The 25,418-nt window shown below is 33.4% G+C and carries 21 protein-coding genes and 1 pseudogene; 21 read left to right on the plus strand and 1 reads right to left on the minus strand.

Annotated features, from left to right (window positions below):
* The first annotated feature begins 17 nt into the window (after positions 1-17).
* The 4 genes from C8E03_RS06820 to C8E03_RS06835 are packed head-to-tail and all read left to right on the plus strand — an operon-like array spanning position 18 to position 4,857.
* Positions 18-2,165 carry a B12-binding domain-containing radical SAM protein gene (locus C8E03_RS06820; protein WP_094379317.1) on the plus strand — a complete coding sequence of 716 codons (2,148 nt, stop codon included), beginning with the start codon at positions 18-20 and terminating at the stop codon, positions 2,163-2,165.
* 18 nt (positions 2,166-2,183) lie between these two features.
* A complete protein-coding gene (locus C8E03_RS06825) occupies positions 2,184-2,981 on the plus strand; it encodes a class I SAM-dependent DNA methyltransferase (RefSeq protein ID WP_094379315.1) in 798 nt (265 codons plus the stop codon).
* Positions 2,982-2,995: 14 nt separating this feature from the next.
* Entirely contained in the window at positions 2,996-3,646 is a 651-nt protein-coding gene (locus C8E03_RS06830; protein ID WP_094379313.1) for an ATP-binding cassette domain-containing protein, read from the plus strand.
* 53 nt (positions 3,647-3,699) lie between these two features.
* Positions 3,700-4,857, plus strand: a complete 1,158-nt coding sequence (locus C8E03_RS06835) for an FtsX-like permease family protein (RefSeq protein ID WP_094379311.1) — start codon at positions 3,700-3,702, stop codon at positions 4,855-4,857.
* A 186-nt stretch (positions 4,858-5,043) separates the two neighbouring features.
* Here C8E03_RS06835 and C8E03_RS22405 read toward each other — a convergent pair.
* A pseudogene (locus C8E03_RS22405) lies at positions 5,044-5,265 on the minus strand (ISNCY family transposase); the annotation flags it as partial.
* A gap of 174 nt (positions 5,266-5,439) precedes the next feature.
* Between C8E03_RS22405 and C8E03_RS06845 the strand changes: the two are divergent.
* From C8E03_RS06845 to ppdK, 17 genes are all read left to right on the plus strand, one after another.
* Positions 5,440-5,625: a DUF4177 domain-containing protein gene (locus C8E03_RS06845; protein WP_094379309.1), complete on the plus strand. Its 186-nt coding sequence runs from the start codon at positions 5,440-5,442 to the stop codon at positions 5,623-5,625.
* Between the two features lie 1,218 nt (positions 5,626-6,843).
* On the plus strand, positions 6,844-7,827 hold the full coding sequence (locus C8E03_RS06850; protein WP_110290593.1) for a substrate-binding domain-containing protein: 984 nt from the start codon (positions 6,844-6,846) through the stop codon (positions 7,825-7,827).
* Positions 7,828-7,896: 69 nt separating this feature from the next.
* Positions 7,897-8,742, plus strand: a complete 846-nt coding sequence (gene pstC, locus C8E03_RS06855) for a phosphate ABC transporter permease subunit PstC (RefSeq protein ID WP_094379303.1) — start codon at positions 7,897-7,899, stop codon at positions 8,740-8,742.
* A 1-nt stretch (position 8,743) separates the two neighbouring features.
* Positions 8,744-9,610: a phosphate ABC transporter permease PstA gene (gene pstA, locus C8E03_RS06860; RefSeq protein ID WP_094379301.1), complete on the plus strand. Its 867-nt coding sequence runs from the start codon at positions 8,744-8,746 to the stop codon at positions 9,608-9,610.
* Positions 9,611-9,614: 4 nt separating this feature from the next.
* On the plus strand, positions 9,615-10,364 hold the full coding sequence (gene pstB, locus C8E03_RS06865) for a phosphate ABC transporter ATP-binding protein PstB (RefSeq protein ID WP_110290594.1): 750 nt from the start codon (positions 9,615-9,617) through the stop codon (positions 10,362-10,364).
* The gene (phoU, locus tag C8E03_RS06870; protein ID WP_094379297.1) at positions 10,364-11,005 is read left to right on the plus strand and encodes a phosphate signaling complex protein PhoU; all 642 of its coding nucleotides are present in this window, start codon (positions 10,364-10,366) and stop codon (positions 11,003-11,005) included. The genes pstB and phoU overlap by 1 nt, the downstream gene beginning before the upstream one ends.
* 4 nt (positions 11,006-11,009) lie before the next feature.
* A complete protein-coding gene (locus tag C8E03_RS06875) occupies positions 11,010-11,678 on the plus strand; it encodes a winged helix-turn-helix domain-containing protein (RefSeq protein ID WP_094379295.1) in 669 nt (222 codons plus the stop codon).
* An 11-nt stretch (positions 11,679-11,689) separates the two neighbouring features.
* Positions 11,690-13,357, plus strand: a complete 1,668-nt coding sequence (locus C8E03_RS06880; RefSeq protein WP_170122921.1) for a sensor histidine kinase — start codon at positions 11,690-11,692, stop codon at positions 13,355-13,357.
* Positions 13,358-13,423: 66 nt separating this feature from the next.
* Positions 13,424-13,798, plus strand: a complete 375-nt coding sequence (locus tag C8E03_RS06885) for a TIGR04086 family membrane protein (protein WP_242993425.1) — start codon at positions 13,424-13,426, stop codon at positions 13,796-13,798.
* Between the two features lie 184 nt (positions 13,799-13,982).
* Positions 13,983-14,861: an HAD family hydrolase gene (locus tag C8E03_RS06890; protein ID WP_170122922.1), complete on the plus strand. Its 879-nt coding sequence runs from the start codon at positions 13,983-13,985 to the stop codon at positions 14,859-14,861.
* 109 nt (positions 14,862-14,970) lie between these two features.
* Positions 14,971-17,895 carry an insulinase family protein gene (locus C8E03_RS06895; RefSeq protein ID WP_094379289.1) on the plus strand — a complete coding sequence of 975 codons (2,925 nt, stop codon included), beginning with the start codon at positions 14,971-14,973 and terminating at the stop codon, positions 17,893-17,895.
* A 16-nt stretch (positions 17,896-17,911) separates the two neighbouring features.
* Positions 17,912-18,817, plus strand: coding sequence for a GTPase Era (gene era, locus C8E03_RS06900; RefSeq protein WP_094379287.1), 906 nt, complete (start codon positions 17,912-17,914; stop codon positions 18,815-18,817).
* A gap of 200 nt (positions 18,818-19,017) precedes the next feature.
* Complete coding sequence (locus C8E03_RS21780) at positions 19,018-19,197, plus strand: hypothetical protein (RefSeq protein ID WP_146212304.1); 180 nt, start codon at positions 19,018-19,020, stop codon at positions 19,195-19,197.
* Positions 19,142-19,891: a DNA repair protein RecO gene (gene recO / locus C8E03_RS06905; protein WP_094379286.1), complete on the plus strand. Its 750-nt coding sequence runs from the start codon at positions 19,142-19,144 to the stop codon at positions 19,889-19,891. The genes C8E03_RS21780 and recO overlap by 56 nt, the downstream gene beginning before the upstream one ends.
* A 235-nt stretch (positions 19,892-20,126) precedes the next feature.
* Entirely contained in the window at positions 20,127-20,711 is a 585-nt protein-coding gene (locus tag C8E03_RS06910; protein WP_110290597.1) for a hypothetical protein, read from the plus strand.
* A gap of 81 nt (positions 20,712-20,792) precedes the next feature.
* Positions 20,793-22,181, plus strand: coding sequence for a glycine--tRNA ligase (locus tag C8E03_RS06915; RefSeq protein WP_094379282.1), 1,389 nt, complete (start codon positions 20,793-20,795; stop codon positions 22,179-22,181).
* A 489-nt stretch (positions 22,182-22,670) separates the two neighbouring features.
* Positions 22,671-25,292, plus strand: a complete 2,622-nt coding sequence (gene ppdK / locus C8E03_RS06920) for a pyruvate, phosphate dikinase (RefSeq protein ID WP_110290598.1) — start codon at positions 22,671-22,673, stop codon at positions 25,290-25,292.
* The last annotated feature ends 126 nt before the right edge of the window (positions 25,293-25,418 follow it).

Here is a 25,418-nt window from a genome sequence, read left to right on the forward strand (position 1 = left end):
GGAAGGAAAATGCATATATGTATGATATCGTATTAACCTATATGAATTATGTTAATGGATATATAAGTGGAGCAGAATATCAATTGGCTTGCGGGTATATCGGTAGTTATCTTATGAAACATGATATAAAGGTTCACCAATATATTAATAAGGCTCCTGCTAATATCAATAAAATAATATTCGATCTAAATCAAATGTTATGTGAAAATTATTTCTTTTATATTAATGAATATAATTATTTTGTTACAAAGACGATTATTAATGAAATAAAAAAAAGAAAAGCATCTGCCAAAATATTTATTGGAGGTTCTTCTGCTGAATATATAGGAAAGCATTACATGAACGAAATCGATGCAGACATTTGTCTTACTTATGCAGCACCATTTTCCTTATTAAGATTAATAAACAAAGATAATAGCAGTAATATAAACAATATTATTTATAGAGAAGAAGATACGGTCATTACAACAGAGAGTAAATGCTTTGAGTATTCCTTGGATGATTTGGGTCTACCTTATAGTTCCAATTTCATTCCTCCTATAGAAATACAAAATGTCGGTATGATTACTTCAATGGGATGTTATGGAGATTGTTCTTTTTGTTCTTATAAAAAAGAAAGTAAAAGTTTTAAATTACATTCGATTGATAGCGTTTTGTATGAATTAGAATATATCAGTAGATATATTCACGGTAAAAATGTATACTTAAACTTTTTAGATGATTGCTTTTCTATGAGTAAACATAGAACGGAGAAGTTATGCAGTGAATTATTGAAACAAACTTATAAATACCGATATTGGTGTTGTACAAGAGCAGATTTACTCACGGAGAATGTTGTCGATTTAATGGTAGAATGCAATTTCAAGGAAATCGTTATTGGATTGGAAACCGCATCCGTAGAAGTAATGAAACATCTTGGCAAGGTAATAAAGAATAACTCGGAATCAGAATATATCAATCAAGTAACAAAAGGGTATGAATTATGCAAAAAGAAAGATATGAATCCATTTCTTAGTGTTAATTTTGGACTTCCTTATGAATCGTATGAAACTGCAACGTCAACTATAAATTATATAAATCAAAATAATATGCAGAAAAATGTTAGCATTTGTTTTACTACATCATTTCCCGGAAGTAAAATTTTTGAAAATAGAGCACAGTATAATATTATTAAAGAGGAATCACCCAACAAGCTGCCTTTTCGTACTTTTTATCCAGATTATGTAAGAAAGCTTTATCCATTCTTAAAAGAGCTTAATAATGGAGAAGAATACATAAAAAATATAGCTATTAAAATGATTGATATTTTTACCAATATAAGTGAATATGTTAATTATAGTAATAAAGTTACTTGTATTTTTGTGAGGCAGCTAGACAAAAACGACTTGTTATTTATTGGAAAAAATATTGACATCAATGGTACTGTTTTCATTGAATCAAAGGGTATAAAGATAAAAAAACAGTTATATTGTGATAATAGAAAAATATTAAAAATTAAAAATAATCAATATGATGAAAACTTGAAAAATGCATATAGCCAAAATTGTTATTTGCCCAATCAGATTTTCTATCAATTAATAAAAGAATATATATACGTACAAAATAATGATGACTATATACCCCAGGCAGTAAAGGTAAAAATAAGAAATTTAAAAATGGTGCAAGATTATGAGCTATTGGCAGAAGAGGCAAAATTATTTTATGAGACTAATATAATATATATTAAGAATATGTTAAAAGGGATTGTGATAAATTCTTGCCGTTTTATGAAAGAATGCAATAAATTTAATATAGATAGAGTTACCATTGTTGGAGATGATGTTTTATCTTGTTTTTGTGAAACAAAAGATGAAGCGAAACGTGGTATAGGAAATTTAAATTCTGGTTACTCAGATTTGGTAAATTCATTAGGGAAATATAGTCGATTCATAGAAACGAAATGTAGTTTATGCGATGCAAATAGTGAGTGTCCGCGTTGTATCAATATACCTTCTTGTTTTAATAAAGAAGATTATTGCAAATATATATCTGCAAATATTAAATATTTAAGCAAATATGTAAAATTTATTACTTATTTTTATAAAAAATATGAACTAAGTAGTTATGACTATAATGCCAGACTTCATGTCGGTGAAAATCAAACATTTATTATTTTTAATAATTAAAAAAAGAGGATAAAATAGATGAAATTATTTGGATTTTGTAAGGGTATACAAAAGTTAAATTTAGATGATGTTACGTATTCTGATATGTATCAAGGATATTTTGCAAAATTTTATGACAATTTAGTGGCAAATGATGATTTTGATTTAGATATATATGAAGGTCTGTTTCAGAAAGAAAATAATAAGATTCTGGAATTGGCATGTGGTTCGGGTAGAATATTGATTCCATTATTGGACAAGGGCTATGATATCACCGGTGTAGATTTATCAGAAGATATGCTTGACATTCTTGAAAAAAAATGTCATATGAAAAATTTAAACCCAATTTTATTCAAAGATGATATGTGTAACTTTAATAATGGTATTAAATATGATACGATTATCTTGTCTCATATCTCGATTAGTTTGTTAAACTCAAAATTGCAAGAGGAATTGTTCTACAATATTAGCAATCATTTACTGAAAGAGGGGGGGATATTTATTTTTAATTTTACCGATTTTTCAAGAAAATTAATGAAATCTGGAGAATTAAAGCCACATTACTATTTTAACAATCGAAATCAATCGTTTGCAATTTTGTTTGAACAAGTGAATTTAGAATTAAAAAAGGTTCTTGTTAATTTGTATAGTGAGAAAACGGAAACTGGAAATGTAAAAAGATATATAGGAACTTCTTGCAAGAATATTATTGATAAAAATGAGATTAACTGCTTTATTAAAGCTTTATCATTAAATTTAATAAATGAAAAGTGTGTTGAAACGACAGAAGGATTTATTCGATTTTACGTTTTGCAAAAAATGTCATCAGAAAAATAAGAAAGGAAAGTAAAATGATAGTTAAAGCAGAAAATATATTTAAATCTTATAAAAAGAATAAAATAACATTACCAGTTATTAAGGATTTTAATTATGAATTTAAAGATAATCATATCTACCTGATTAAAGGTTTTTCTGGAAAAGGGAAAACGACTATTTTATCTATTTTAGCGTTATTAGACAAAGAGGATTCAGGTAAAATATATTATAATGATAAGTTGGTTAGTGATATGGATTCAGAGGAAAAATGTAGAGTCAGGCGAGAAGAAATTGGAATTGTATTTCAAAAGTATAACTTACTGCAAGGCCTTACGGTATTGGAAAACATAATACTGGTAGATGTAAGTACACAAAATTTAAAAAAGGAAGAAGCAACATTAAAGGCAATCGAAATATTAAGGATGTTACAGGTGGAAGAAAAGAAAGACTGTTATCCCCATGAGCTATCAGGTGGAGAGCAACAAAGGGTGGGAATTGCCCGTGCAATTCTAAAAAATCCAAGGATATGCATATTTGATGAACCAGTTTCTAATTTAGATGATAAAAATATTGATATTATTGTAAAATTTATTAATAATTATTGTCATCAAAAAGATAGAATGGCAATTATTTCATCTCATTCGGAGCATTTTGATGAGATAGCGGATAATATAATTAATTTATAATAGATCTCAGCTTTGCAGATTGCGATTTAATAATATAGTGGAGGAGGAGAAACTTGAAATTTAAAATTTTTACTAAAATATTATTTGAAAAGAAGAGAATTTTAATTTTATATATTTTAATTATTGTTTTTGCCTTGACGTTTTTAAATATGAGATTGATAAGCATGGACAATGATTTAAAACAAAGTAATGTTCCAGATATTGTAGTAAAGGGTAAGATGGATGAGGATGGAGTCTTAAAGTATAAATATTACAATGACATTCCAGAACTTGCTTCCCAATTAAGTGAAAGATTAGGTTCACAGGCAAAAGTATATGGTATTGTTACAAGGAGTATGATGACAGACAAAGATCCATTAACTAACAATTATATTGAATATACGATATATGGAGTACCAAATGATTTTTTGGAAACTGAGTTAAATGGCGAAATAGCTGAGGGAAACTTACCGAAAGAAGACAAAAATCAAGCTATTATGGGCAATTATGCAAAAAACTATTATAATGTAAATGCTGAAGATAAAATTGAGATACCTATCACATTAAAAAATGATTGGCAAGAAAGTGACATAGGACTCTATACATTAAGTGGAGTATTGAGTAATAACCTTGAATATTTTAAGGGTGCCATAATCTTATCAAAAGATACTTTTAAAAATAAATATCAGAATATAGATGACAATATTGTATACGTATATGTTGATAATAAAGAAGCTTATGAGCGAGCCTTGGCGGCAGTCCAAGAGATTAAAATGAATGATTCGACAATTGGAACGATTACAATGAATTTTTATGCGAAGCAATATACGATTCGAAATGCTTTCATAGGATGTATTTCCATAGCTTTGATTTCCGTTGTTTTTATTCTATTGCTCATTGCATATTTGATGAAAGGAACGACTGTAAAGATTGGTATTTTAAAAGCTTTGGGCCTGCCGAATCGAACAATTATTTTGACTTTCAATGGTGGTTTATTCATTACTTTGTTACTTAGCTCTTTTTTATCATTAATTACTACATATATCACTACAATTTTATTTAATCAATCCTTAAGCAATTTCTTGGGGTATAAAGTAATGGAGTATAATGTAAACAGTTATTGTGTATTTGCAGATGTAGTGTTTGTATTTTTGTGCTTCCTTATATCTTATATGCACATATATCGAATCAATAACAGAACGCTGCCAAAAGAAGCAATGGCTAAAAATTAATTTTATTCATAAAGAAGAGGTAGGTATGTCCACATCAGTTAAAAAATTATTATTAGCATCTATTTTAGTGATTCTGTTTTCCGTGATTTATAAATTATTATAAATAATTGGGTAATTGCGAAACAAGTTCGCAATACTGATTTCAAAAACAGAAAGAATTACTGTATTCTAAATTTGTTGGAATAGAAAAATGCGTTGGATATTCAAAGCCAAAAGTATAGAGTTTAAAGAGTATTTACGGGTTCTACCCGTTGATGTATAGAAATGGTTTATGAAAGAAACCGGAACAGTTTCATCAAGGTTAATGTGGGATTCGAGTAATGACAGAAATGCAGGTTTGTCTTCATAAAATTTATTTTGACAATCTGCAAAAATATCTTCCAATGAAAGCTGTTTGTATGATATCATAAATGTGCAATACCTTTCGAGGTTAAGTATGAATTGTTTCTAGACAATTCAATTTTACGATAAATTGGTGAGGAGTAGTTTGTGTTTAGCAAATAAACAAGCTTTAAATTACAAAGCTTGTTGCGTTTCGCAAATGCCTAATTATAATAATAAAAGTTGAGGAGGAGGTAACGAATGCTTGAGTATAAATTTATTCGAATTGATATTTCAAAATGGAACAATGAGCCTAAAGAGGATTATCATAATATTATAAAGGAAGAAGCAAAGGGGGGATGGGAACTGGTGCAGATTTTTGCACCTTCTCTTGCAACAGCTGGATTTAGTAAATACATTGAAATTATTATGAAGAAAGAAGTTTAATACGTATTATGTAAGAGATAGATGCAGGAGCCTATTTATAAATATTACTATTTAGCTATACAAGCATCCCCTTGATAAAGATGCTGAAAATAGATGATTCTAATGAAAGAGCAAGATGCTTAAATAAAGCAGATGTTGTATTTTTATACTTGCCAAATGATGCAGTGAGAAAAGCAGTTGGAATAGTTAAGAATCAAAATACTATGCAAATACTGCGCATAGAGCAGATTCTACTTGGTATTTGTATTTGGAAATGATGCAAAAGGTACTGTATTAGTTATGACTAGACTAGATAACCTTGGAAAGAGTGTTTCTGGTGCAGCTATTTAAAATATGAATATTATGCTTGGCATTAATGAATACTTACATCTATAGCAGTAAAACAATTGGATAAGAGGACAACGGTGAGAAAAAACATAATAGTAATACGCTACAAGCCATGAATGAAAGCATGTAGCGTATTTTTGCTTTTTGAAGTTGTATTTAGTGTAAGTGCTCTAAAGGTTCTTTCCAAGGTTAGTTGATAATGATACAATACCCATATAGGATGGTGGTATATATGGAACAGGAACTTATTAAAGCATTAGATGCAAATTTAGAATGTTCAGATTGTAGAATAAAAAGTGATACCATGATTATGGAGGAACAGTGAATTGCCCATACTGCGGAGATTCGTCATTCAAAGTCCATTCTACCTATCAGTGAAAAATTCAGGATATTTCCTTACAGGATAAAAAAAAATTCTGCTCCTTAGTGTAAGAAAAATGTTTTGTGATAATCCACAATGCAGTCATAAAACTTTTAAATATAAAAAAACTACTCCACCATGAAAAGCCTAACTTCTAGTGGTTTATTAAAGTACGCCAGTTTCAAGTTGTCAAGTTGATTGATACACGGATATCATAAGAAATATCAAAAAGTAGTGTAAAAAAGGGGCTGTCGCACTAGAGGATTGTAAAGTAATAAACTTCCATACCGCAAAGTGCGCATCCCGCGGAGCATTTTATATATAATAGGACGCAATTTTCTTTACATGACAAACAGGCTATATAGGTTGATAAGTTACCTATATAGCCTGTTCCTTTCTATGCGAGGTATATTTTACATAATTTTAACATAAATTTACTTTTTGATTTTACATTCGTCTTATATGATGTATTTGTAAATGAAACATTGTAAATAATAAAGTTGAAGTAAAACTAAAGGAGAATAGTTATTATGAAAAAATCAGTAAGAAAGTTATTATGCATTGCGGTGACGGCAGCATTTTCTATGTCATTATTGGTAGGATGTGGTTCAAGTGCATCAGATAATACATCAGATACAAATACTGATACTGAATCAACAACGCAATCAACTCAGACAGTAGAAAAATCAGATGCTCAATCGACTGAGAAAACAGTAAGCGATTTTGACACATCTAATGAGATTACAGTGGTATCAAGAGAAGATGGTTCAGGTACAAGAGGAGCTTTTATCGAATTATTTGGCGTTGAACAAAAGGATGAGAGTGGAGAAAAGGTAGATTATACAACAGAGGAAGCAGCAATTTCAAATAGTACCTCCGTAGTAATGACAACGGTAGCAGGCGATGATTATGCAATTGGCTACATATCGCTTGGCTCACTTAATGATACTGTGAAAGCTTTAAAGATTGATGGAGCTGAGGCAACAGTTGACAACATTAAAAGTGGTTCTTACAATATTGCAAGACCTTTTAATATCGCGACTAAGGGTGAAATAAGCGCAGTTGCTTCTGACTTTATTGATTTCATCATGAGTTTTGACGGTCAGGCAGTAATTCAGGAGAACGGATATATTACGGTATCTGAAAATAGTGCTTATGCAGGAAGTAAACCGGAAGGAACCGTAGTAGTAGCAGGCTCTTCCTCTGTATCACCGGTAATGGAAAAGCTAAAAGAAGCATATGAAAAAGTAAATCCTAATGCTTCCATTGAAATTCAGCAAAGTGATTCTACTACAGGTATGACATCAGCGATTGATGGTATCTGCGATATCGGAATGGCATCAAGGGAGTTAAAGGACAGTGAAATAGAAAGTGGATTAACTAGCACAGTGATTGCTATGGATGGAATTGCTGTAATCGTAAATAATAACAATACAACAGAGGAATTAACAAGTGAACAGGTGAAATCAATCTACACAGGTGAAACATTAACTTGGGATGAAGTAACAAAATAATAAGAGATAGAAATCAATTCCGGTAAAGTATACTTTACTGGAATTGGTGTTTGTCTTATGGAGGAAGCTATGACGAAATGGAAAGAAAAATTTATGGAATTCATATTTTTGATTGCAGCATGTACATCAGTGATGGCAGTAGTGCTTATCTGTATTTTTTTGTTTGCAAATGGAATTCCGGCTATGAAAGAAATAGGCTTTTTAAATTTTCTTTTAGGAGAAAAGTGGAAGCCGAGTAATAATATATTTGGAATACTACCAATGATTCTTGGAAGCATCTATGTTACAGCAGGTGCAATTGTGATAGGAGTTCCAATTGGAGTTTTGACATCAATTTTCATGGCTAAATTTTGCCCAAAAAAAATATACACATTTTTAAAATCATCAATTGAGCTAATGGCAGGTATTCCATCTGTTGTATATGGATTTTTTGGACTGGTAATTCTGGTTCCCTTTGTAAGAGAAACATTTGGAGGACATGGAAGCAGTATACTTACTGCATCTTTGTTACTGGGAATGATGATCTTACCTACCATTGTAGGAGTGTCTGAGGCGGCACTAAGAGCGGTTCCCGATCAATACTATGAGGGTGCATTAGCCTTAGGCTCAACACATGAAAGAAGTATTTTCTTTGTTGTACTTCCAGCCGCGAAATCTGGTATTGTAGCTGCTATCGTATTAGGAATCGGAAGAGCTATTGGAGAGACAATGGCAGTTATTATGGTAGCAGGTAATCAAGCCAGAATGCCGGCAGGTATTTTAAAAGGAGTAAGAACTCTGACAGCGAATATTGTAATTGAAATGGGGTATGCAGCTGATTTACATAGAGAAGCTTTGATTGCCACCGCAGTTGTATTGTTTGTATTTATTCTTATTATTAATTTATCAGTATCTGTATTAAACAGGAGGTCATAAAATGGAGATTATTAACAAACATACATTAAAAGGTAGTTTAAAATCATACCGAAACAATCCGTTTTCTGCATTTTTGTTTCTTCTTGTAATGCTGGCAACTGTGCTAAGCTTTTTAACTTTGCTTTTTTTGGTTGGGTACATTTTGATCAATGGTATTCCTAATATTAGCCTTGATTTATTTGACTTTACTTATACCACAGAAAATGCTTCGGTTATGCCTGCACTGATTAATACCTTAATTATGACAGCTCTTGCATTACTGGTTTCAGGTCCAATTGGAATCTTTTCTGCAATTTATTTGGTTGAGTATGCCAAGAGAGATAACAGGCTGGTTAACGTCATTCGGATTACGGCAGAAACATTAGCTGGGATTCCATCTATTGTATATGGTTTATTTGGTTTACTATTTTTTGTTACAGCATTAGGCTGGAGTTATTCTATATTAGCAGGAGCGTTTACATTAGCAATTATGATACTGCCTCTCATTATGAGAACCACCGAAGAGGCACTCAAGTCTGTACCAGATGTATATAGAGAAGGTAGCTATGGACTTGGGGCAGGGAAACTTCGAACAGTTTTTAAAATTGTATTGCCCGCAGCAGTTCCCGGGATATTAGCCGGCATTATATTAGCGACAGGAAGAATTGTGGGAGAAACCGCAGCACTGATTTATACAGCAGGTACAGTTGCCCAAATACCAAAGAACTTAATGTCATCAGGAAGAACTCTATCCGTGCATATGTATAATTTGGCAAGTGAAGGCTTATATATGAATCAGGCCTATGCCACCGCTGTTGTTTTGCTTATTATCGTTGTCATAATTAATACTATTTCTGGTGTAGTAGCAAAGAAAATAACTAAGGAGTAAACGTATGGATAAATTAGTTGTAGAAAAATTAGATTTATATTATAAGGATTTTAAGGCTTTAAAGAATATAAATATCAATATTATGGAAAAGGAAATTGTAGCATTTATTGGACCAAGCGGCTGCGGTAAATCAACGCTACTTAAAACTTTAAATCGAATGAATGATTTAGTGGAAGGCTGTAGGATTACAGGCCATGTTACTTTGGACGGCAAAGATATTTATAAGGATATGGAAATAAACATGTTAAGAAAGCGGGTGGGCATGGTATTCCAAAAGCCAAATCCCTTTCCAATGAGTATTTATGATAATATTGCCTATGGACCAAGAACACATGGAGTGAGAGGGAAAGCAAAGCTTGATGATATAATTGAAAAGTCACTTCGGGATGCGGCAATATGGGATGAGGTAAAGGATCGGTTAAAAAAGAGTGCACTTGGTTTATCGGGTGGACAGCAGCAAAGATTATGCATTGCCAGAGCTTTGGCGGTACAACCGGAGGTTCTTTTAATGGATGAGCCTACCTCTGCACTTGATCCGATATCCACATCTAAAATAGAAGACCTTGTGGTGGAATTAAAAAAAGATTATACTATTATTATTGTTACACATAATATGCAACAGGCAGCAAGAATATCTGATAAAACAGCTTTTTTCCTATTAGGCGAAGTAGTTGAATATAATGACACGGAAAAGCTATTCTCCATGCCAATGGATAAAAGAACTGAAGACTATATTACAGGGAGGTTTGGTTGATGAGAAACAAATTCGACGAGCAGCTTGATTTACTGAATATTGAATTAATTGAAATGGGTTCCATGTGTGAACAGACTATAGCTGATGCAATTAAGGCATTGACAACACATAATGTGGAGGCAGCTAGATTAGTAATGGAGACGGACAATGAAATTGATGATAAAGAAAGGCAAATAGAAAGTCTTTGTCTTAAGATGCTTTTACAGCAACAGCCGGTGGCTAAGGATTTAAGACAAATATCCTCTGCACTTAAAATGATTACAGATATGGAAAGAATTGGGGATCAAGCGGCTGATATTGCAGAAATAGTTACAGTTGCGAATATATCAGTCGAAAACCTTTCGGATATTGTCGAAATGGCAGAAGCTACAATGAAAATGGTAACAGAAAGTATAGATGCCTATGTAAGAAGAGATTTAGAGCTAGCGAAAAAAGTAATTGTGGATGATGATATTGTAGATGATTATTTTAATAAAATAAAAAGCGAATTAATTGAGTTAATTAGTAAAAATAGGGATGATGGTGAAGCTGCCATTGACATATTAATGATAGCTAAGTATTTTGAAAGAATAGGAGACCATGCTACAAATATTGCAGAGTGGGTTGAATTTTCAATTACTGGAGAGCATAAGGGGAGTTGATAAAATGATATATTGTGTCGAGGATGAACGTAATATAAGAGAACTAATAGTATATACACTGGAATCAACAGGCTTTCAGGCAAAGGGATTAGAAGATGGAGCAGCTTTGTTTCGTGAACTAGATAAAGAAAAACCTTCTTTGATTTTGTTAGATGTAATGCTTCCGGAAGAAGATGGAATTCAGTTATTAAAGAAACTTAAAATGTCATCAAGTACGAATACTATTCCTGTTATTATGGTCACTGCTAAAGGAGCTGAATACGATAAGGTAATTGGACTTGATGCAGGTGCAGACGATTATATCACAAAGCCATTTGGAATGATGGAATTTGTATCAAGAGTGAAAGCGGTGCTAAGACGCTTCCCTGGGGAAGAAGTGAAGAAAGAGTTAAGTATTAAAGATATACGAGTCAATGTAGAGCAGCATAATGTTTTTGTAAAAGATGTAAATGTTATGCTGACCTTAAAAGAGTATGAGTTATTAAAATTTTTAATGGAAAATATTGGAATAGTACTTACCAGAGACAGGTTATTAGAGCATATCTGGGGATATGATTTTGACGGTGAGACGAGAACTGTTGATGTTCATATAAGAACATTAAGGCAAAAGCTTGGGGATGCTGGAAACATAATAGAAACAGTAAGAGGAGTAGGTTATCGAATTCAAGGATAATGGAGGAATCAATGAGACAAAAAATATTTAAAAGTATGGGAGTTTTAATTGCAGCTTCACTTATACTTTCTTATGTTTTAATGATTGGAGTTATGTATCAGCAGCTTTTGACCAATATGGAAAAAGAGGTACAAAGAGAAGTGACATATTTAAGGTCAGCACTTGATATTGCTGGTGTTACTTATCTTGAAAACGAGATAGTAAAAGATGCAAGCAATCGAATTACTCTAGTCGATCAAGACGGAACCGTTTTATTTGATTCTATGGAGGATATAAAAACACTTGAAAATCACAAAGACAGGCCGGAAATTATGGATGCTTTTAATAAGGGAGAAGGCACATCTGTGCGCTTTTCAACTACTTTAGGACAACAGACCTTTTATTATGCTATGAAGCTTAATAATGGTATGATTATCCGTGTTGCAAATACAACAGATAGTGTATTTTCTATGATCACAGACAGTATACCAATGTTTATTATACTAGGGATTATTGTTTTAGGCATAGCAATGGGAATTGCCAGATTTCAGACAAAGCGTATTATTATACCAATTAACAATCTGAATTTGGAAACTCCCCTGGAAAATGATGTATACGAGGAATTAACTCCACTCTTACACAGAATAGAAAATCAAAACAGGCTGATAGAGAAGCAGTTGTCTAAGCTTAATAAAAGAAAAGAAGAATTTAACGCAATTACAGAGAATATGCGTGAAGCTTTAATTATAATAAATAAAAGAAGTATTGTTTTGTCTATGAACAAGGCTGCCACCGAAATACTGGATGTATCAAGAGAGGAAGGCTTAGAAAGGCATTTTATCACGATTAGCCGTGATAATGAATTCCAAACGACTGTGGAAGCAGCTATGAGTGGTGTATCAAGTGATGCGATTATTATGTTGAATAATAAGTATTATAAAATTATGGCAAATCCCGTTTGTGTTGAAGATACCTTAAATGGCTGTGTCATACTCATGTTGGATGTTACGGAGAAGCAAAGAGCAGAGCAAATGAGAAAGGAATTTTCAGCAAATGTATCTCATGAACTAAAGACACCGTTGATGTCAATATCAGGTTATGCGGAAATAATGAATAACGGACTTGTAAAAAGCGAAGATGTGGCAGAATTTTCTGGAAGAATCTATAGTGAAGCCACAAGATTAACTAATCTTGTGGAGGATATTATTAAACTTTCAAGGCTCGATGAAGATAATAAAGTATTTGAACAAGAGGAAGTTAATTTACTGGTGCTCGCAGAGGATATTAAGGAAAGATTGCTTCCACAGGCAACAAAAAAGAACGTAGAGCTGCGAGTTCTTGGCGAAAATGTGAAAGTTAAGGGAATTCGTCAGATTCTGGATGAAATGCTATTTAATTTGCTTGATAACGCCATTAAATATAATGAGGATGGTGGTAAAGCAGGAGTGAGTGTCGTAAAAGAAAATGATAAGGTTATACTATCAGTATGGGATACTGGAATTGGGATACCAAAAGAGCATCAGGATCGCATTTTTGAACGCTTTTATCGTGTAGATAAAAGTCACTCAAGGGAAACAGGAGGAACGGGACTGGGTCTTTCTATTGTCAAGCATGGTGCCATCTATCATAAGGCGGATATTAAAATTGACAGTGAAGTTTCAAGAGGAACGAAAATTATTATTACATTTAAGACAATTTAATTTAACGCACATATTATGACAGGTAGTATAATATACTGTTTATATAATCAATAAAGAGGTAAAGCAGTGGAAAAAACAGTACTAAAACCTAATAGTGTGATTATGATTCTAAAATGTCTTTTGTGCTCCTATATAATAACTGGTTTAGCTTTATTATTATTGGCATTATTAGTATACAAAACAGATCTGGATGATGGTAAAGTAAAAGTTGGTATAACCGTTATTTACATAGTAGCAAGTTTCATTGGCGGATTTATTTTGGGAAAACTAAAGAAGGAAAATAAATTTATTTGGGGAGCGATATGCGGAGGAGCATATTTTATTATTCTTGCATTGGTTTCTTTGGCTGTCAATCATACAATCGGTAATGATGGAGTGAGTTTTTTTACCGTACTGGTTATGTGTGTTTCAGGAGGAACCTTTGGCGGAATGGTAAGCTAAAAACAGAATAAAGAATCATTAAACAGGATAAACAGCATGCTTGTGCGTGTCGTTTATCCTGTTGCTTCTTCTATAGAAAGTTTAGCTTTTTTTGAATTATTTATGATATACTATATAATTATGATAAATTAGGAAGAATAAGCTTAAGTATCGTATGTATGTGAAGCATACGAAGGAGGAAGATATGATTAAATTAGTTGCAGTGGATTTAGACGGAACCTTTTTAAACAACAGACGGGAAGTATCCAAGAAAAATATAGAAATGATTAAGAAAATTCAAGCAATGGGAATTAAATTTGTCGCTAACACAGGAAGAACCTATGAAGGTGTTCAATATGTATTAGATCCCACGCAAATTCAATGTGACTGCATTTGCATGAATGGAGGAGCTGTCTATGATACAGAGGGAAAATTAATGAAAGCCAGTTACATGGATCCCGCACAGGTAAAAGATATTCTTAATTGCATCAATCAAAAGGAATATTTTATTGAATTTAATACACAAGCAAGAACCTGTGTTACCATATCAAAGGAAAATGCCGAGCAATTTATAAGAGGCTGGATGGCATTATATAACAATGGAGACACCTCTTCCATTGATGAAGCTAAAATTGTAAGTGATATAAAACGGCTTAAGAACAGTTTTCTTTACGTAAAAGACATTGATGAAATTTATCAAAAAGGGCACAAGATTATTAAAATTACGATAAGCCACAAGGATAGAGATAAAATACAAAAATTAAGAGAGAAATTCAGTCAGAATCCTAAGATTTCTGTAGCAGCATCCTTTCATACAAACATAGAAATTACTGACGTTAACGCAGATAAAGGATCGGCACTCGAGACATTTGCAGCAAAGAGGAATATCAAAATGGAGGAGGTTATGGCATTTGGGGACAGTCTCAATGACTATTCTATGCTAAAACGTGAGTTTGGCTATACCGTTGCGATGGGGAATGCAATCGATAAGATAAAAAACACAGCTAAATACCAAACAAAAACAAATGAAGAGGATGGAGTTGCCTATTTTATTAATAAAATTGTATTGAATAACGAGAGTTAAAGGATTGATAAGGCTGGGAAACTGGTCTTTTGCATAAATATGGTGAATGTGGTAGAATATATTGGATAAAATAAGAAATAGTAAAATTGAAATAGATGGAGGTACTTTGATGCAAGTTTTTGATATGAAAGAATATCAAGTGATAGAAAAGAGAGAGATAGTAGATTTAAATTCAGAAGGTTATATATTAAAGCATAAGAAAAGTGGAGCAAATATAGCAATTTTGAGCAATGACGACGAAAATAAGGTGTTTTATATCGGCTTTCGTACCCCGCCTAAGGACGACACAGGCCTTGCCCATATACTAGAGCATTCCGTTTTATGCGGTTCTGATCAATTTCCGGCTAAGGATCCTTTCGTGGAGCTTGTAAAGGGATCATTAAATACATTTTTAAATGCAATGACCTACCCAGATAAGACTATATATCCGATAGCAAGCTGCAATGATAAGGATTTTCAAAATCTTATGCATGTTTATGTAGATGCAGTTTTTCATCCTAATATTTATAAGCATGAAGAGATATTTAAGCAGGAAGGATGGCATTATGATTTAGAGTCAGAAGACGCTAAATTAAAATATAATGGTGTCGTATATAACGAAATGAAGGGAGCTTTCTCTTCTCCAGAAGGAGTGTTAGACAGGCTGGTATTAAAATCACTGTTCCCGGATACTTCCTATGCAAAGGAATCGGGTGGTGATCCTGTTCACATTCCAGAATTAACCTATGATGAATTTTTAGATTTTCATAAAACCTATTATCATCCTTCTAACTGTTATATTTATTTATATGGCAATGCAGATATGGCTGAAAAGTTAAAATGGCTAGATCAAGAGTATTTAAGTAAATATGATAAAATCTCCATAGATTCAGAAATTAAATTTCAAAAGCCATTTGAGGAAATTGCGCAGATAAGCGAAAAATATTCAATTACAGATGGCGAACCGCTAGAGGATAATACGTATTTATCTTATAATATAGTGGTAGGAACCAGTCTTGATATTGAATTGTATCTTGCTTTCCAGATATTAGAATATGCACTTTTAACAGCACCTGGGGCACCGCTTAAAAAGGCTTTACTTGATGCTAAAATAGGAAAAGACATTATGGGCTCTTATGATAATGGAACCTTTCAGCCGATTTTTAATATTGTTGCAAAAAATTCAAATGCGTCAAGTAAAGATCAATTTGTTAAAATCATAATGGATACCTTGTCAGATATTGTAGAAAAAGGGTTCGATGAAAAAGCATTATTGGCAGGAATTAACTATAATGAATTTCGATATAGAGAGGCTGATTTTGGTAATTTTCCCAAAGGTCTTATGTATGGGCTTCAAATGCTGGATAGTTGGCTATATGATGATGAAAAGCCATTTATTCATATTCAGGCATTAAAAACGTTTGAAATATTAAAGCGTCAGATTGGAACGGGTTATTATGAAAATTTAATAAAAGACTATCTGATTTATAATAAACATGCGTCAATCGTTATTGTAGAGCCAGAACGAGGCCTCACTGCGAAAAATGACAGGATACTTGAGGAGAAGCTGCAAAAATATAAGAATAGCTTTACGAAGAAAGAAATACAAAAGCTGGTCGAAGACACAAAGGCATTGGAAAAGTATCAAGAGGAACCTTCTACAAAGGAAGAACTTGAAGCAATACCGATGCTAAAACGTGAGGATATGAAAAAGGAAGCTGCTTTACTTTATAATGATGTCAAAAGAATTAACGATATTGAAGTTGTACATCATAACCTCTTTACGAATGGAATCGGATATTTGGATTTATTATTTGATGCAGGCAAGGTTTCCAATGAATTAGTTCCATATATGGGAATATTAAAATCTGTTTTAGGATTTATTGATACCAAAAACTACAGTTATGGTGATTTATATAATGAAATCAATATCAAAACCGGTGGGATATCAAATTTAATTAATATCTATCCGAATCTAAATGAATTAGGTGAATTTAGCGTAAAATTTCAAATAAAGGCGAAGGCTTTATTTGAAAATATGGATTATTGCTTTCAAATGATAAAAGAAATTCTGTTACATTCAAAGCTTGATGATGAAAAGAGATTATATGAAATTATTGCTCAAATTAAATCAAGAATGCAGATGACAATGAATTCCTCTGGCCATTCGGTTGCAGTAATGAGAGGCTGCTCCTATTTCTCACCTGTGTCTTATTATAGTGATTTAATGTCAGGGATTGAATATTACAGAGTCATAGAGAGAATGGAGGGTGATTTTGATAATCAGAAAGCAGATTTAATCAGCAAACTTAATGAGTTGATGCATATTTTGTTTAGACCGGAAAATTTAATGATATCTTACACTTCAAATGATACAGGTTATGAATATCTGGTTAAGGAAGTAAAGGACTTTAAGAATTGTTTGTATACAGACGCTTATCAGGCAGGGAATTTTGTGCCTATTCTTAAGATTAAAAACGAGGGTTTTAAGACCTCATCAAAGGTTTCCTATGTTGCGAGAACCGGTAATTTTGCAACAAAAGGTCTGGAGTATACCGGAGCACTTAGAATGCTTAAGGTAATTCTAAGTTATGACTATTTATGGACGAATATAAGAGTTAAGGGTGGAGCCTATGGCTGTATGAGCAATTTTGCTATTACTGGTGACAGTTATTTGGTATCTTATCGTGATCCAAACCTTAAAAAGACGAATGACATATACAATGGTACAACAGACTATTTAAAGAACTTTCAGGCAGATGAAAGAGATATGACTAAATTCATTATAGGAACAATCAGTGATTTAGATACTCCACTTAATCCAATGGCAAAGGGGTCCCGTTCTTTAACAGCCTATTTAAGCAAACTTACGTTTGATAAAATTCAAAAAGATCGTAACCAGATTCTAAATGCAACGGTAGAAGACATTCGAGAATTAAGTAAAATAGTAGAAGCCGTATTGACAGAGGATGCGATTTGCGTAATTGGAAATGAAGAAAAATTAGAGGAAGACAGAGAATTATTTAAGAAATTAGAAAATCTCTATAGTAATTAAAACAAAGGAGAAATAAATGAACGCAAACAACAAGTCAGGCTTCGTTACAATAATAGGAAGACCAAATGTAGGAAAATCAACCTTAATGAACCGTTTAATCGGACAAAAGATTGCAATAACCTCCAATAAACCACAGACAACAAGAAACCGTATTCAGACCGTTTACACGGATGAGCAGGGACAGATTGTTTTTTTAGATACGCCCGGTATTCATAAAGCAAAGAATAAGCTTGGAGAGTATATGGTAAACGTGGCGCAAAATACGCTCGATGAGGTAGATGCTATATTATGGCTGGTAGAACCATCAACTTTCATCGGAGCAGGTGAGCGTCATATAGCGGAGCAATTGCAGAAAGTAAAAACACCGGTTATTCTTATCATAAATAAGATAGATACTGTGAAAAAAGAAGAAATCCTTATATTTATTGATACGTATCGAAAAATATATGATTTTGCAGAAATCGTACCCGTATCAGCATTAAAGGGAGACAATGCCCAAACAGTTATTGAGGTTATATTTAAATATCTGCCATATGGTCCTAACTTTTATGATGAGGATACAGTCACAGATCAGCCTGAGAGACAAATTGTTGCTGAGCTGATTCGAGAAAAGGCACTTCGGATATTAGATGAAGAAATACCGCATGGTATTGCTGTGTCGATTGATAGTATGAAGAACCGGACAAAGGGTAATATTGTGGATATCGAAGCAACTATAGTATGTGAACGCGATTCCCATAAGGGAATTATAATCGGAAAAAGTGGCGCAATGTTAAAAAAAATCGGTACAGCCGCCAGAAAAGATATAGAAGATATGCTGGAGCAAAAAGTAAATTTACAATTGTGGGTAAAGGTGAAAAAAGACTGGCGTGACAGCGATTTTCTTCTAAAAAATTATGGATACAATAAAAAGGAAATATAATACAATAATTAAAGAATTTGAGTTGTCAAGGCTAGAGAGCAAAAATTAATTGGTATTTATTTTTTAGTATAGTTACTTTCATATTACACATCCTAAATATGTAGTTAATCTTAGAATATTTTAATATAATTAATAAAGAACATCTAAAAATTAACTAAGTTATTTTCATGACTAAATTAAACATATGTGGAGGAGATAATATGTACGAAGAAGAATACTGGAACTTATTTACTGATTCAGGAAATGTATTTGATTATTTGGCCTACAAAATAGAAGACAAACATAATAATAAACTGGATAATGTTCAAGTAGGAGTAAACGTAAATGGGGCAGTCAACTGTTGTGACAGGAATAATTTTATATGTGGCACCTATAGGTGAATATGACAAAAGAGTAGTTATTTTAACAAAGGAACGCGGTAAAATAACCGCTTTTGCAAAAGGTGCCAGACGCCAAAACAGCATATTAATTGCTGCAACAAATCCATTTGCGTTTGGAGAATTTGAGTTATTTGAAGGACGAAGTTCCTATACAATAGTAATGGCTTCCATCCAAAACTATTTTCTAGAATTAGTAAATAGTTTTGAGGGAGCCTATTATGGTTTCTATTTTATGGAGTTTGCGGATTATTATACAAGAGAAAACAATGATGAACTAATGATGTTAAAGCTTTTGTATCAATCACTTCGGGCATTGACAAAGGAAAATATCCCAAATGAATTAATCAGGTGCATATTTGAATTGAAAGCTATGACTGTCAATGGTGAATATCCACAGGTATTTCAGTGTCAAAATTGTGGTAAAGAAGAAAATCTTAAGTTTTTTTCACCAACATTAAGCGGTGTAGTTTGCAAGGATTGTGTAAAGCAAGAATATTTAACAATTAAAATTAGTGATTCTACCCTTTATACAATGCAATTTATTATTACATCCCCAATCGAAAAACTATATACATTTAATGTTTCAGAACAAGTTCTGAAAGAATTAAAGCTTATAATGAAAAAGTATATGAAAATGTACATAGACAAAGAGTTCAAATCACTTCCAATTTTAGAAAGCATTATAACATCTTAAAAATAGTTTAAGCAGATATTCTCAATCCGCCACACTGCCTGTCTCTATCCATTTTACCACTTCACGGTATTTTTGTAAGAATTCGTACTCCTACAAAAACAAGCGAGTCCCTATCCCTGTTTTAAAAGCGAGGGATTTCCTTGATGAATTTAAATTGAATACAATGTTAATTTTGTGTTGAAAAAGACCAAAAAAATGCTATAATGGATAAGACTAATGTTAGGAGGAAGTAATTATGAAAAGAATAAAAGCATATTCAGTAGTTTTGATCATGCTTATGCTTATTACAGGATGCTCATTAAAGTCTTTTGATGCTGATACCAATACGGTATACGTTAAAAAGGATGGTACAGTCATGCAGGCTTTGATAGAGGATTTTGGTGAAAGCTACTATGATTCAAAGGAGCTTGAAGAATTAATTAATGAGAATGTAAGTGCATATAATGGTGACACCGATAAAGTCAAGGTGGAAAAGTATAATGTAAATGATAACGTAGCAAAGCTAATTACTAGTTTTAGCTCAGCTAGCGATTATGCTAAATTTAATAATGTCGAATTCTTTGCGGGGACAATCAGTGATGCAAAGAGTGAGGAATACGATTTTAATCAGGAATTTACAGCAATAGAGGACAAAAATACAGTTGGAGCAGAGACGATTAAAAGTTTAACTCAATATAAGGTTGTTATATTTGAAGAAAATGTGCAGATTAAAACAGATAGCAAAATATTATATTTGAGTGACAATGCAACGCTGGTTGGTGAAAAAACTGCAAAACTAACAGATGATGCTGAAGGGCTGGGTTATATTGTATATGAATAAAAATTAGCAGATAGTTTGTATCGCTTTATAATATGGCAAATGATTGTACTTTCGTTTAAAACAATACTTGGAGGTAACGCAATGGAAAAGACAATGGAAAAAATAGTAGCCTTAGCAAAGGCAAGAGGATTTGTATATCCAGGTTCTGATATTTATGGTGGACTTGCTAACACTTGGGATTATGGTAATCTTGGTGTAGAGCTAAAAAATAATGTAAAAAAAGCATGGTGGCAGAAATTTATACAGGAGAACCCATATAATGTCGGAGTGGATTGTGCCATTCTTATGAATCCTCAGACATGGATTGCTTCAGGACATTTAGGTGGATTTTCGGATCCATTAATGGACTGTAAGGAGTGTCATGAAAGATTTCGTGCTGACAAGTTGATTGAAGATTATAATGAGGCAAACAAAATTATAATCGAAGGATCTGTTGATGCATGGTCACAGGAAGAAATGAAGCAATATGTAGATGAGCACAATATTGTTTGTCCCTCTTGTGGAAAACATAATTTTACTGAGATAAGACAATTCAATCTTATGTTTAAGACTTTTCAAGGGGTTACCGAGGATGCTAAAAATACAGTATATTTAAGACCCGAAACGGCACAGGGAATTTTTGTTAATTTTAAGAACGTGCAAAGAACCTCTAGAAAGAAAATACCTTTTGGTATTGGTCAAATCGGAAAATCTTTTAGAAATGAAATTACACCGGGTAACTTTACTTTCAGAACAAGAGAATTTGAGCAAATGGAGCTTGAATTTTTCTGTGAACCGGGAACAGATATGGAATGGTTCCAGTATTGGAGACAATTTTGTATTGATTGGCTTAAAACGCTTGGTATTAAGGACGATGAAATGCGTGCCAGAGATCATTCACCAGAAGAACTTTGTTTCTATAGCAAAGGGACTACAGATATTGAATTTTTATTTCCATTTGGCTGGGGCGAGCTATGGGGCATTGCAGATAGAACAGATTATGATTTGACACAACACCAGAATGTTTCTAAGCAGGATATGTCCTATTTTGATGATGAAAAGAAAGAAAAATACGTTCCTTATGTAATAGAACCATCACTTGGAGCAGACCGCGTTGTATTAGCCTTTCTATGTGCGGCATATGATGAAGAAGAATTAGAAGGCGGTGATATGCGTACCGTTCTACATTTTCATCCAACCTTGGCTCCGGTTAAAATTGGTATATTACCATTGTCTAAGAAATTAAATGAAGGAGCAGAGCAGATTTATGCGAAGCTTTCGAAACAATATAACTGTGAATTTGATGACAGAGGAAATATAGGAAAGCGTTATAGAAGACAGGATGAAATCGGAACACCATTTTGTGTTACTTATGATTTTGAATCTGAAACTGACGGAGCAGTAACGGTTCGTGACAGGGATTCGATGGAGCAGGAAAGAGTTAAAATAGAAGATTTAGAAGCGTATTTTGCTCAAAAATTAGAATATTAAAAAGACAAGTATGTAGGTGATACAAGGCAAATCGTTGCTTTGTATCATTTTTACGTTCATAGGAAATACCTTGTTGTTATCGTACAAAAGTATTGATTCTATGAAATAAAAACACAATATATTTTGTTTCAACTCATGCGGAAAGTAAGATATCATTGTCTATTAGAGCTTACAGAGTCTCCTTATGGCAATGATGCTGATATATCATTGAGAAAAATGACGAATTATAGCAGATTTTACAATATGCGAAAGAAGGACATGTTACTGACACAAAATTTCAACCTAAAAATTTATATTGCTTTGTTTGGAATTATAAATATTCCCTTGACTATCAGCCTTAGTGTGGTACAATATTGAGTGTGAAACATAAATTCTAAGAAATGGTTATTATTATAAGATTTAACAGAAAGTTTTGGTGGCAAACAAAGCTTGTTTTGTCTTATATTAAATATACAAAAGTACAATTATCATTTAGGAGGAATTATAAAAATGGCAAAATGGGTTTACTTATTTAAAGAAGGAAAAGCAGAAATGAAAAACCTTCTTGGTGGAAAAGGTGCTAACTTAGCAGAGATGACTAATTTAGGTTTACCTATTCCTCAAGGTTTTACTGTAACAACTGAGGCTTGTACAGATTATTATAGTAGTGGCAAGAAAATTACAGATGAGATTCAGACACAGATTTTTAATGCATTGGCAGAATTAGAGAAAATTCAAGGAAAGAAATTTGGAGATACAGAAGATCCATTATTAGTATCAGTTCGTTCGGGAGCAAGAGCTTCCATGCCTGGTATGATGGATACAATACTTAACCTAGGGTTAAATGATGTTGCAGTGGAAGGCTTTGCTAAAAAGACTGGAAATCCAAGATTTGCATATGATTCATATAGAAGATTTATTCAAATGTTTTCCGACGTTGTTATGGAGATGAGCAAAACTTTCTTCGAAAACATTTTGGGTGAAATAAAAGAAGCAAAGGGCGCTAAATATGATACTGATTTAACGGCGGACGATTTGAAAGAAGTAATTGCTAAATACAAGGCAATTTATAAAGAGAAAATGGGAGATGACTTCCCACAGGAACCAAAGATTCAATTAATGGAAGCAGTAAAAGCAGTATTTCGTTCATGGGACAACCCTCGTGCCATAGTTTACAGAAGAATGAATGACATTCCAGGAGATTGGGGAACTGCTGTTAACGTACAGGCAATGGTATTTGGTAATATGGGTAATACATCTGGAACAGGTGTTGCATTTACACGTAATCCATCTACAGGTTCAAAAGGAATTTATGGTGAGTACTTAATTAATGCACAAGGTGAGGATGTTGTTGCTGGAATCAGAACACCACAGCCAATTACCAAGTTGGAAGAGGACTTACCGGAGTGTTTTAAAGAATTTATGCAGATTGCCACAAAATTAGAGAATCATTACAGAGACATGCAGGATATGGAATTTACGATTCAGGAAGGCAAGTTATATTTCTTACAGACGCGTAATGGAAAGAGAACAGCGCCAGCTGCTCTTCAAATTGCTTGTGATTTAGTTGATGAAGGAAAGATTACAGCAGAAGAGGCTGTACTTAGAATTGAAGCAAAATCATTAGATCAGTTATTACATCCAACCTTTGATCCGGCAGCATTGAAAGCTGGCGAAGTAATTGGTTCTGCACTTCCAGCATCACCGGGAGCAGCAGCAGGTAAAGTATATTTTACTGCAGAGGATGCAAAGGCAGCAGGAGAACGCGGAGAAAGAGTCATTCTCGTTCGTCTTGAAACTTCACCGGAGGATATCGAAGGTATGCATGCGGCGCAGGGTATTTTAACCGTACGTGGCGGTATGACAAGTCACGCAGCAGTTGTTGCTCGTGGTATGGGTACAGCTTGTGTATCAGGTTGTGGTGATATTAAAATCAATGAAGAAGCAAAGGTTTTCGAACTTGGCGGACATAAGATTGTAGAAGAAGATTATATCTCACTTGATGGTTCAACAGGTAAGATTTATCTTGGTGATATTAAGACAGTTGAAGCTTCAGTAAGTGGAAACTTTGGAAGATTGATGGACTGGGCAGATCAATATAGAACTTTGAAAGTTAGAACAAATGCTGACACTCCACAAGATACTGCAAATGCTGTTAAATTAGGAGCAGAGGGAGTTGGTCTTTGCCGTACGGAGCATATGTTCTTTGATGCAGAGAGAATTCCAAAGATTAGAAAGATGATCCTTTCTGATAATGTAGAAGCAAGAGAAGCAGCTCTTAATGAGTTGATTCCTTTCCAGAAAGCTGACTTTAAGGGAATGTATGAAGTTCTTGAAGGAAAGCCAATGACAGTACGTTATTTAGATCCACCGTTGCATGAATTTGTTCCGACTGATCCAGAAGATATTAAAGCATTAGCATCCGATATGGGATTAACAGTGGAACAAGTAAAATCAAAGTGTGACGAATTACATGAATTTAACCCGATGATGGGACACAGAGGCTGCCGTCTTGCAGTTACTTATCCAGAAATAGCTAAGATGCAGACAAGAGCCGTGATGGAAGCTGCAATTGAAGTGAAAGCTGAAAAAGGTTACGATATCATTCCTGAAATCATGATTCCACTAGTTGGAGAAAAGAAAGAATTAAAGTATGTAAAAGATATCGTGATTGAAACAGCAGAAGCTGTTAAGAAAGAAAAGGGTTCAGACATTGAATACCATATTGGTACTATGATTGAAATTCCTCGTGCAGCATTACTTGCTAATGAAATTGCTGAAGAAGCTGAATTCTTCTCATTTGGTACGAATGACTTAACACAGATGACCTTTGGTTTCTCACGTGATGATGCTGGTAAATTCTTAGATTCTTACTACAAAGCAAAAATCTATGAATCAGATCCATTTGCAAGACTTGATCAAAATGGTGTTGGTCAGCTTGTTAAAATGGCTGCTGAAAAAGGTCGTGCTACAAGACCTAACCTTAAGGTTGGTATCTGTGGAGAACATGGCGGAGATCCATCGTCAGTTGAATTCTGCCATAAGATTGGACTTAACTATGTATCCTGCTCACCTTTTAGAGTGCCAATCGCTAGATTAGCAGCAGCTCAGGCAGCGTTGAATAATAGATAACTTTTGGGATTGATACTATTCGGCGGAAGAATTGAATAAGTGGCTTGAAATCGGAAGATTTTGAGTGTGGAGGGGTTCACCGGGTTGACTGGTGAATCTCTTTTTTTGCATTTTGAGGATACTGCG

Source organism: Lachnotalea glycerini (genome assembly GCF_003201285.1).
Taxonomy (GTDB): domain Bacteria; phylum Bacillota; class Clostridia; order Lachnospirales; family Lachnospiraceae; genus Lachnotalea; species Lachnotalea glycerini.

Bases quoted from the DNA above. Each gene is read 5' to 3' on its own strand.
- C8E03_RS06820 (WP_094379317.1), top strand. From the start codon at position 18: ATGTATGATATCGTATTAACCTATATGAATTATGTTAATGGATATATA.
- C8E03_RS06825 (WP_094379315.1), top strand. From the start codon at position 2,184: ATGAAATTATTTGGATTTTGTAAGGGTATACAAAAGTTAAATTTAGAT.
- C8E03_RS06830 (WP_094379313.1), top strand. From the start codon at position 2,996: ATGATAGTTAAAGCAGAAAATATATTTAAATCTTATAAAAAGAATAAA.
- C8E03_RS06845 (WP_094379309.1), top strand. From the start codon at position 5,440: ATGCTTGAGTATAAATTTATTCGAATTGATATTTCAAAATGGAACAAT.
- C8E03_RS06850 (WP_110290593.1), top strand. From the start codon at position 6,844: ATGAAAAAATCAGTAAGAAAGTTATTATGCATTGCGGTGACGGCAGCA.
- pstC (WP_094379303.1), top strand. From the start codon at position 7,897: ATGACGAAATGGAAAGAAAAATTTATGGAATTCATATTTTTGATTGCA.
- pstA (WP_094379301.1), top strand. From the start codon at position 8,744: ATGGAGATTATTAACAAACATACATTAAAAGGTAGTTTAAAATCATAC.
- pstB (WP_110290594.1), top strand. From the start codon at position 9,615: ATGGATAAATTAGTTGTAGAAAAATTAGATTTATATTATAAGGATTTT.
- phoU (WP_094379297.1), top strand. From the start codon at position 10,364: ATGAGAAACAAATTCGACGAGCAGCTTGATTTACTGAATATTGAATTA.
- C8E03_RS06875 (WP_094379295.1), top strand. From the start codon at position 11,010: ATGATATATTGTGTCGAGGATGAACGTAATATAAGAGAACTAATAGTA.
- C8E03_RS06880 (WP_170122921.1), top strand. From the start codon at position 11,690: ATGAGACAAAAAATATTTAAAAGTATGGGAGTTTTAATTGCAGCTTCA.
- C8E03_RS06890 (WP_170122922.1), top strand. From the start codon at position 13,983: ATGATTAAATTAGTTGCAGTGGATTTAGACGGAACCTTTTTAAACAAC.
- C8E03_RS06895 (WP_094379289.1), top strand. From the start codon at position 14,971: ATGCAAGTTTTTGATATGAAAGAATATCAAGTGATAGAAAAGAGAGAG.
- era (WP_094379287.1), top strand. From the start codon at position 17,912: ATGAACGCAAACAACAAGTCAGGCTTCGTTACAATAATAGGAAGACCA.
- C8E03_RS21780 (WP_146212304.1), top strand. From the start codon at position 19,018: ATGTACGAAGAAGAATACTGGAACTTATTTACTGATTCAGGAAATGTA.
- recO (WP_094379286.1), top strand. From the start codon at position 19,142: ATGGGGCAGTCAACTGTTGTGACAGGAATAATTTTATATGTGGCACCT.
- C8E03_RS06910 (WP_110290597.1), top strand. From the start codon at position 20,127: ATGAAAAGAATAAAAGCATATTCAGTAGTTTTGATCATGCTTATGCTT.
- C8E03_RS06915 (WP_094379282.1), top strand. From the start codon at position 20,793: ATGGAAAAGACAATGGAAAAAATAGTAGCCTTAGCAAAGGCAAGAGGA.
- ppdK (WP_110290598.1), top strand. From the start codon at position 22,671: ATGGCAAAATGGGTTTACTTATTTAAAGAAGGAAAAGCAGAAATGAAA.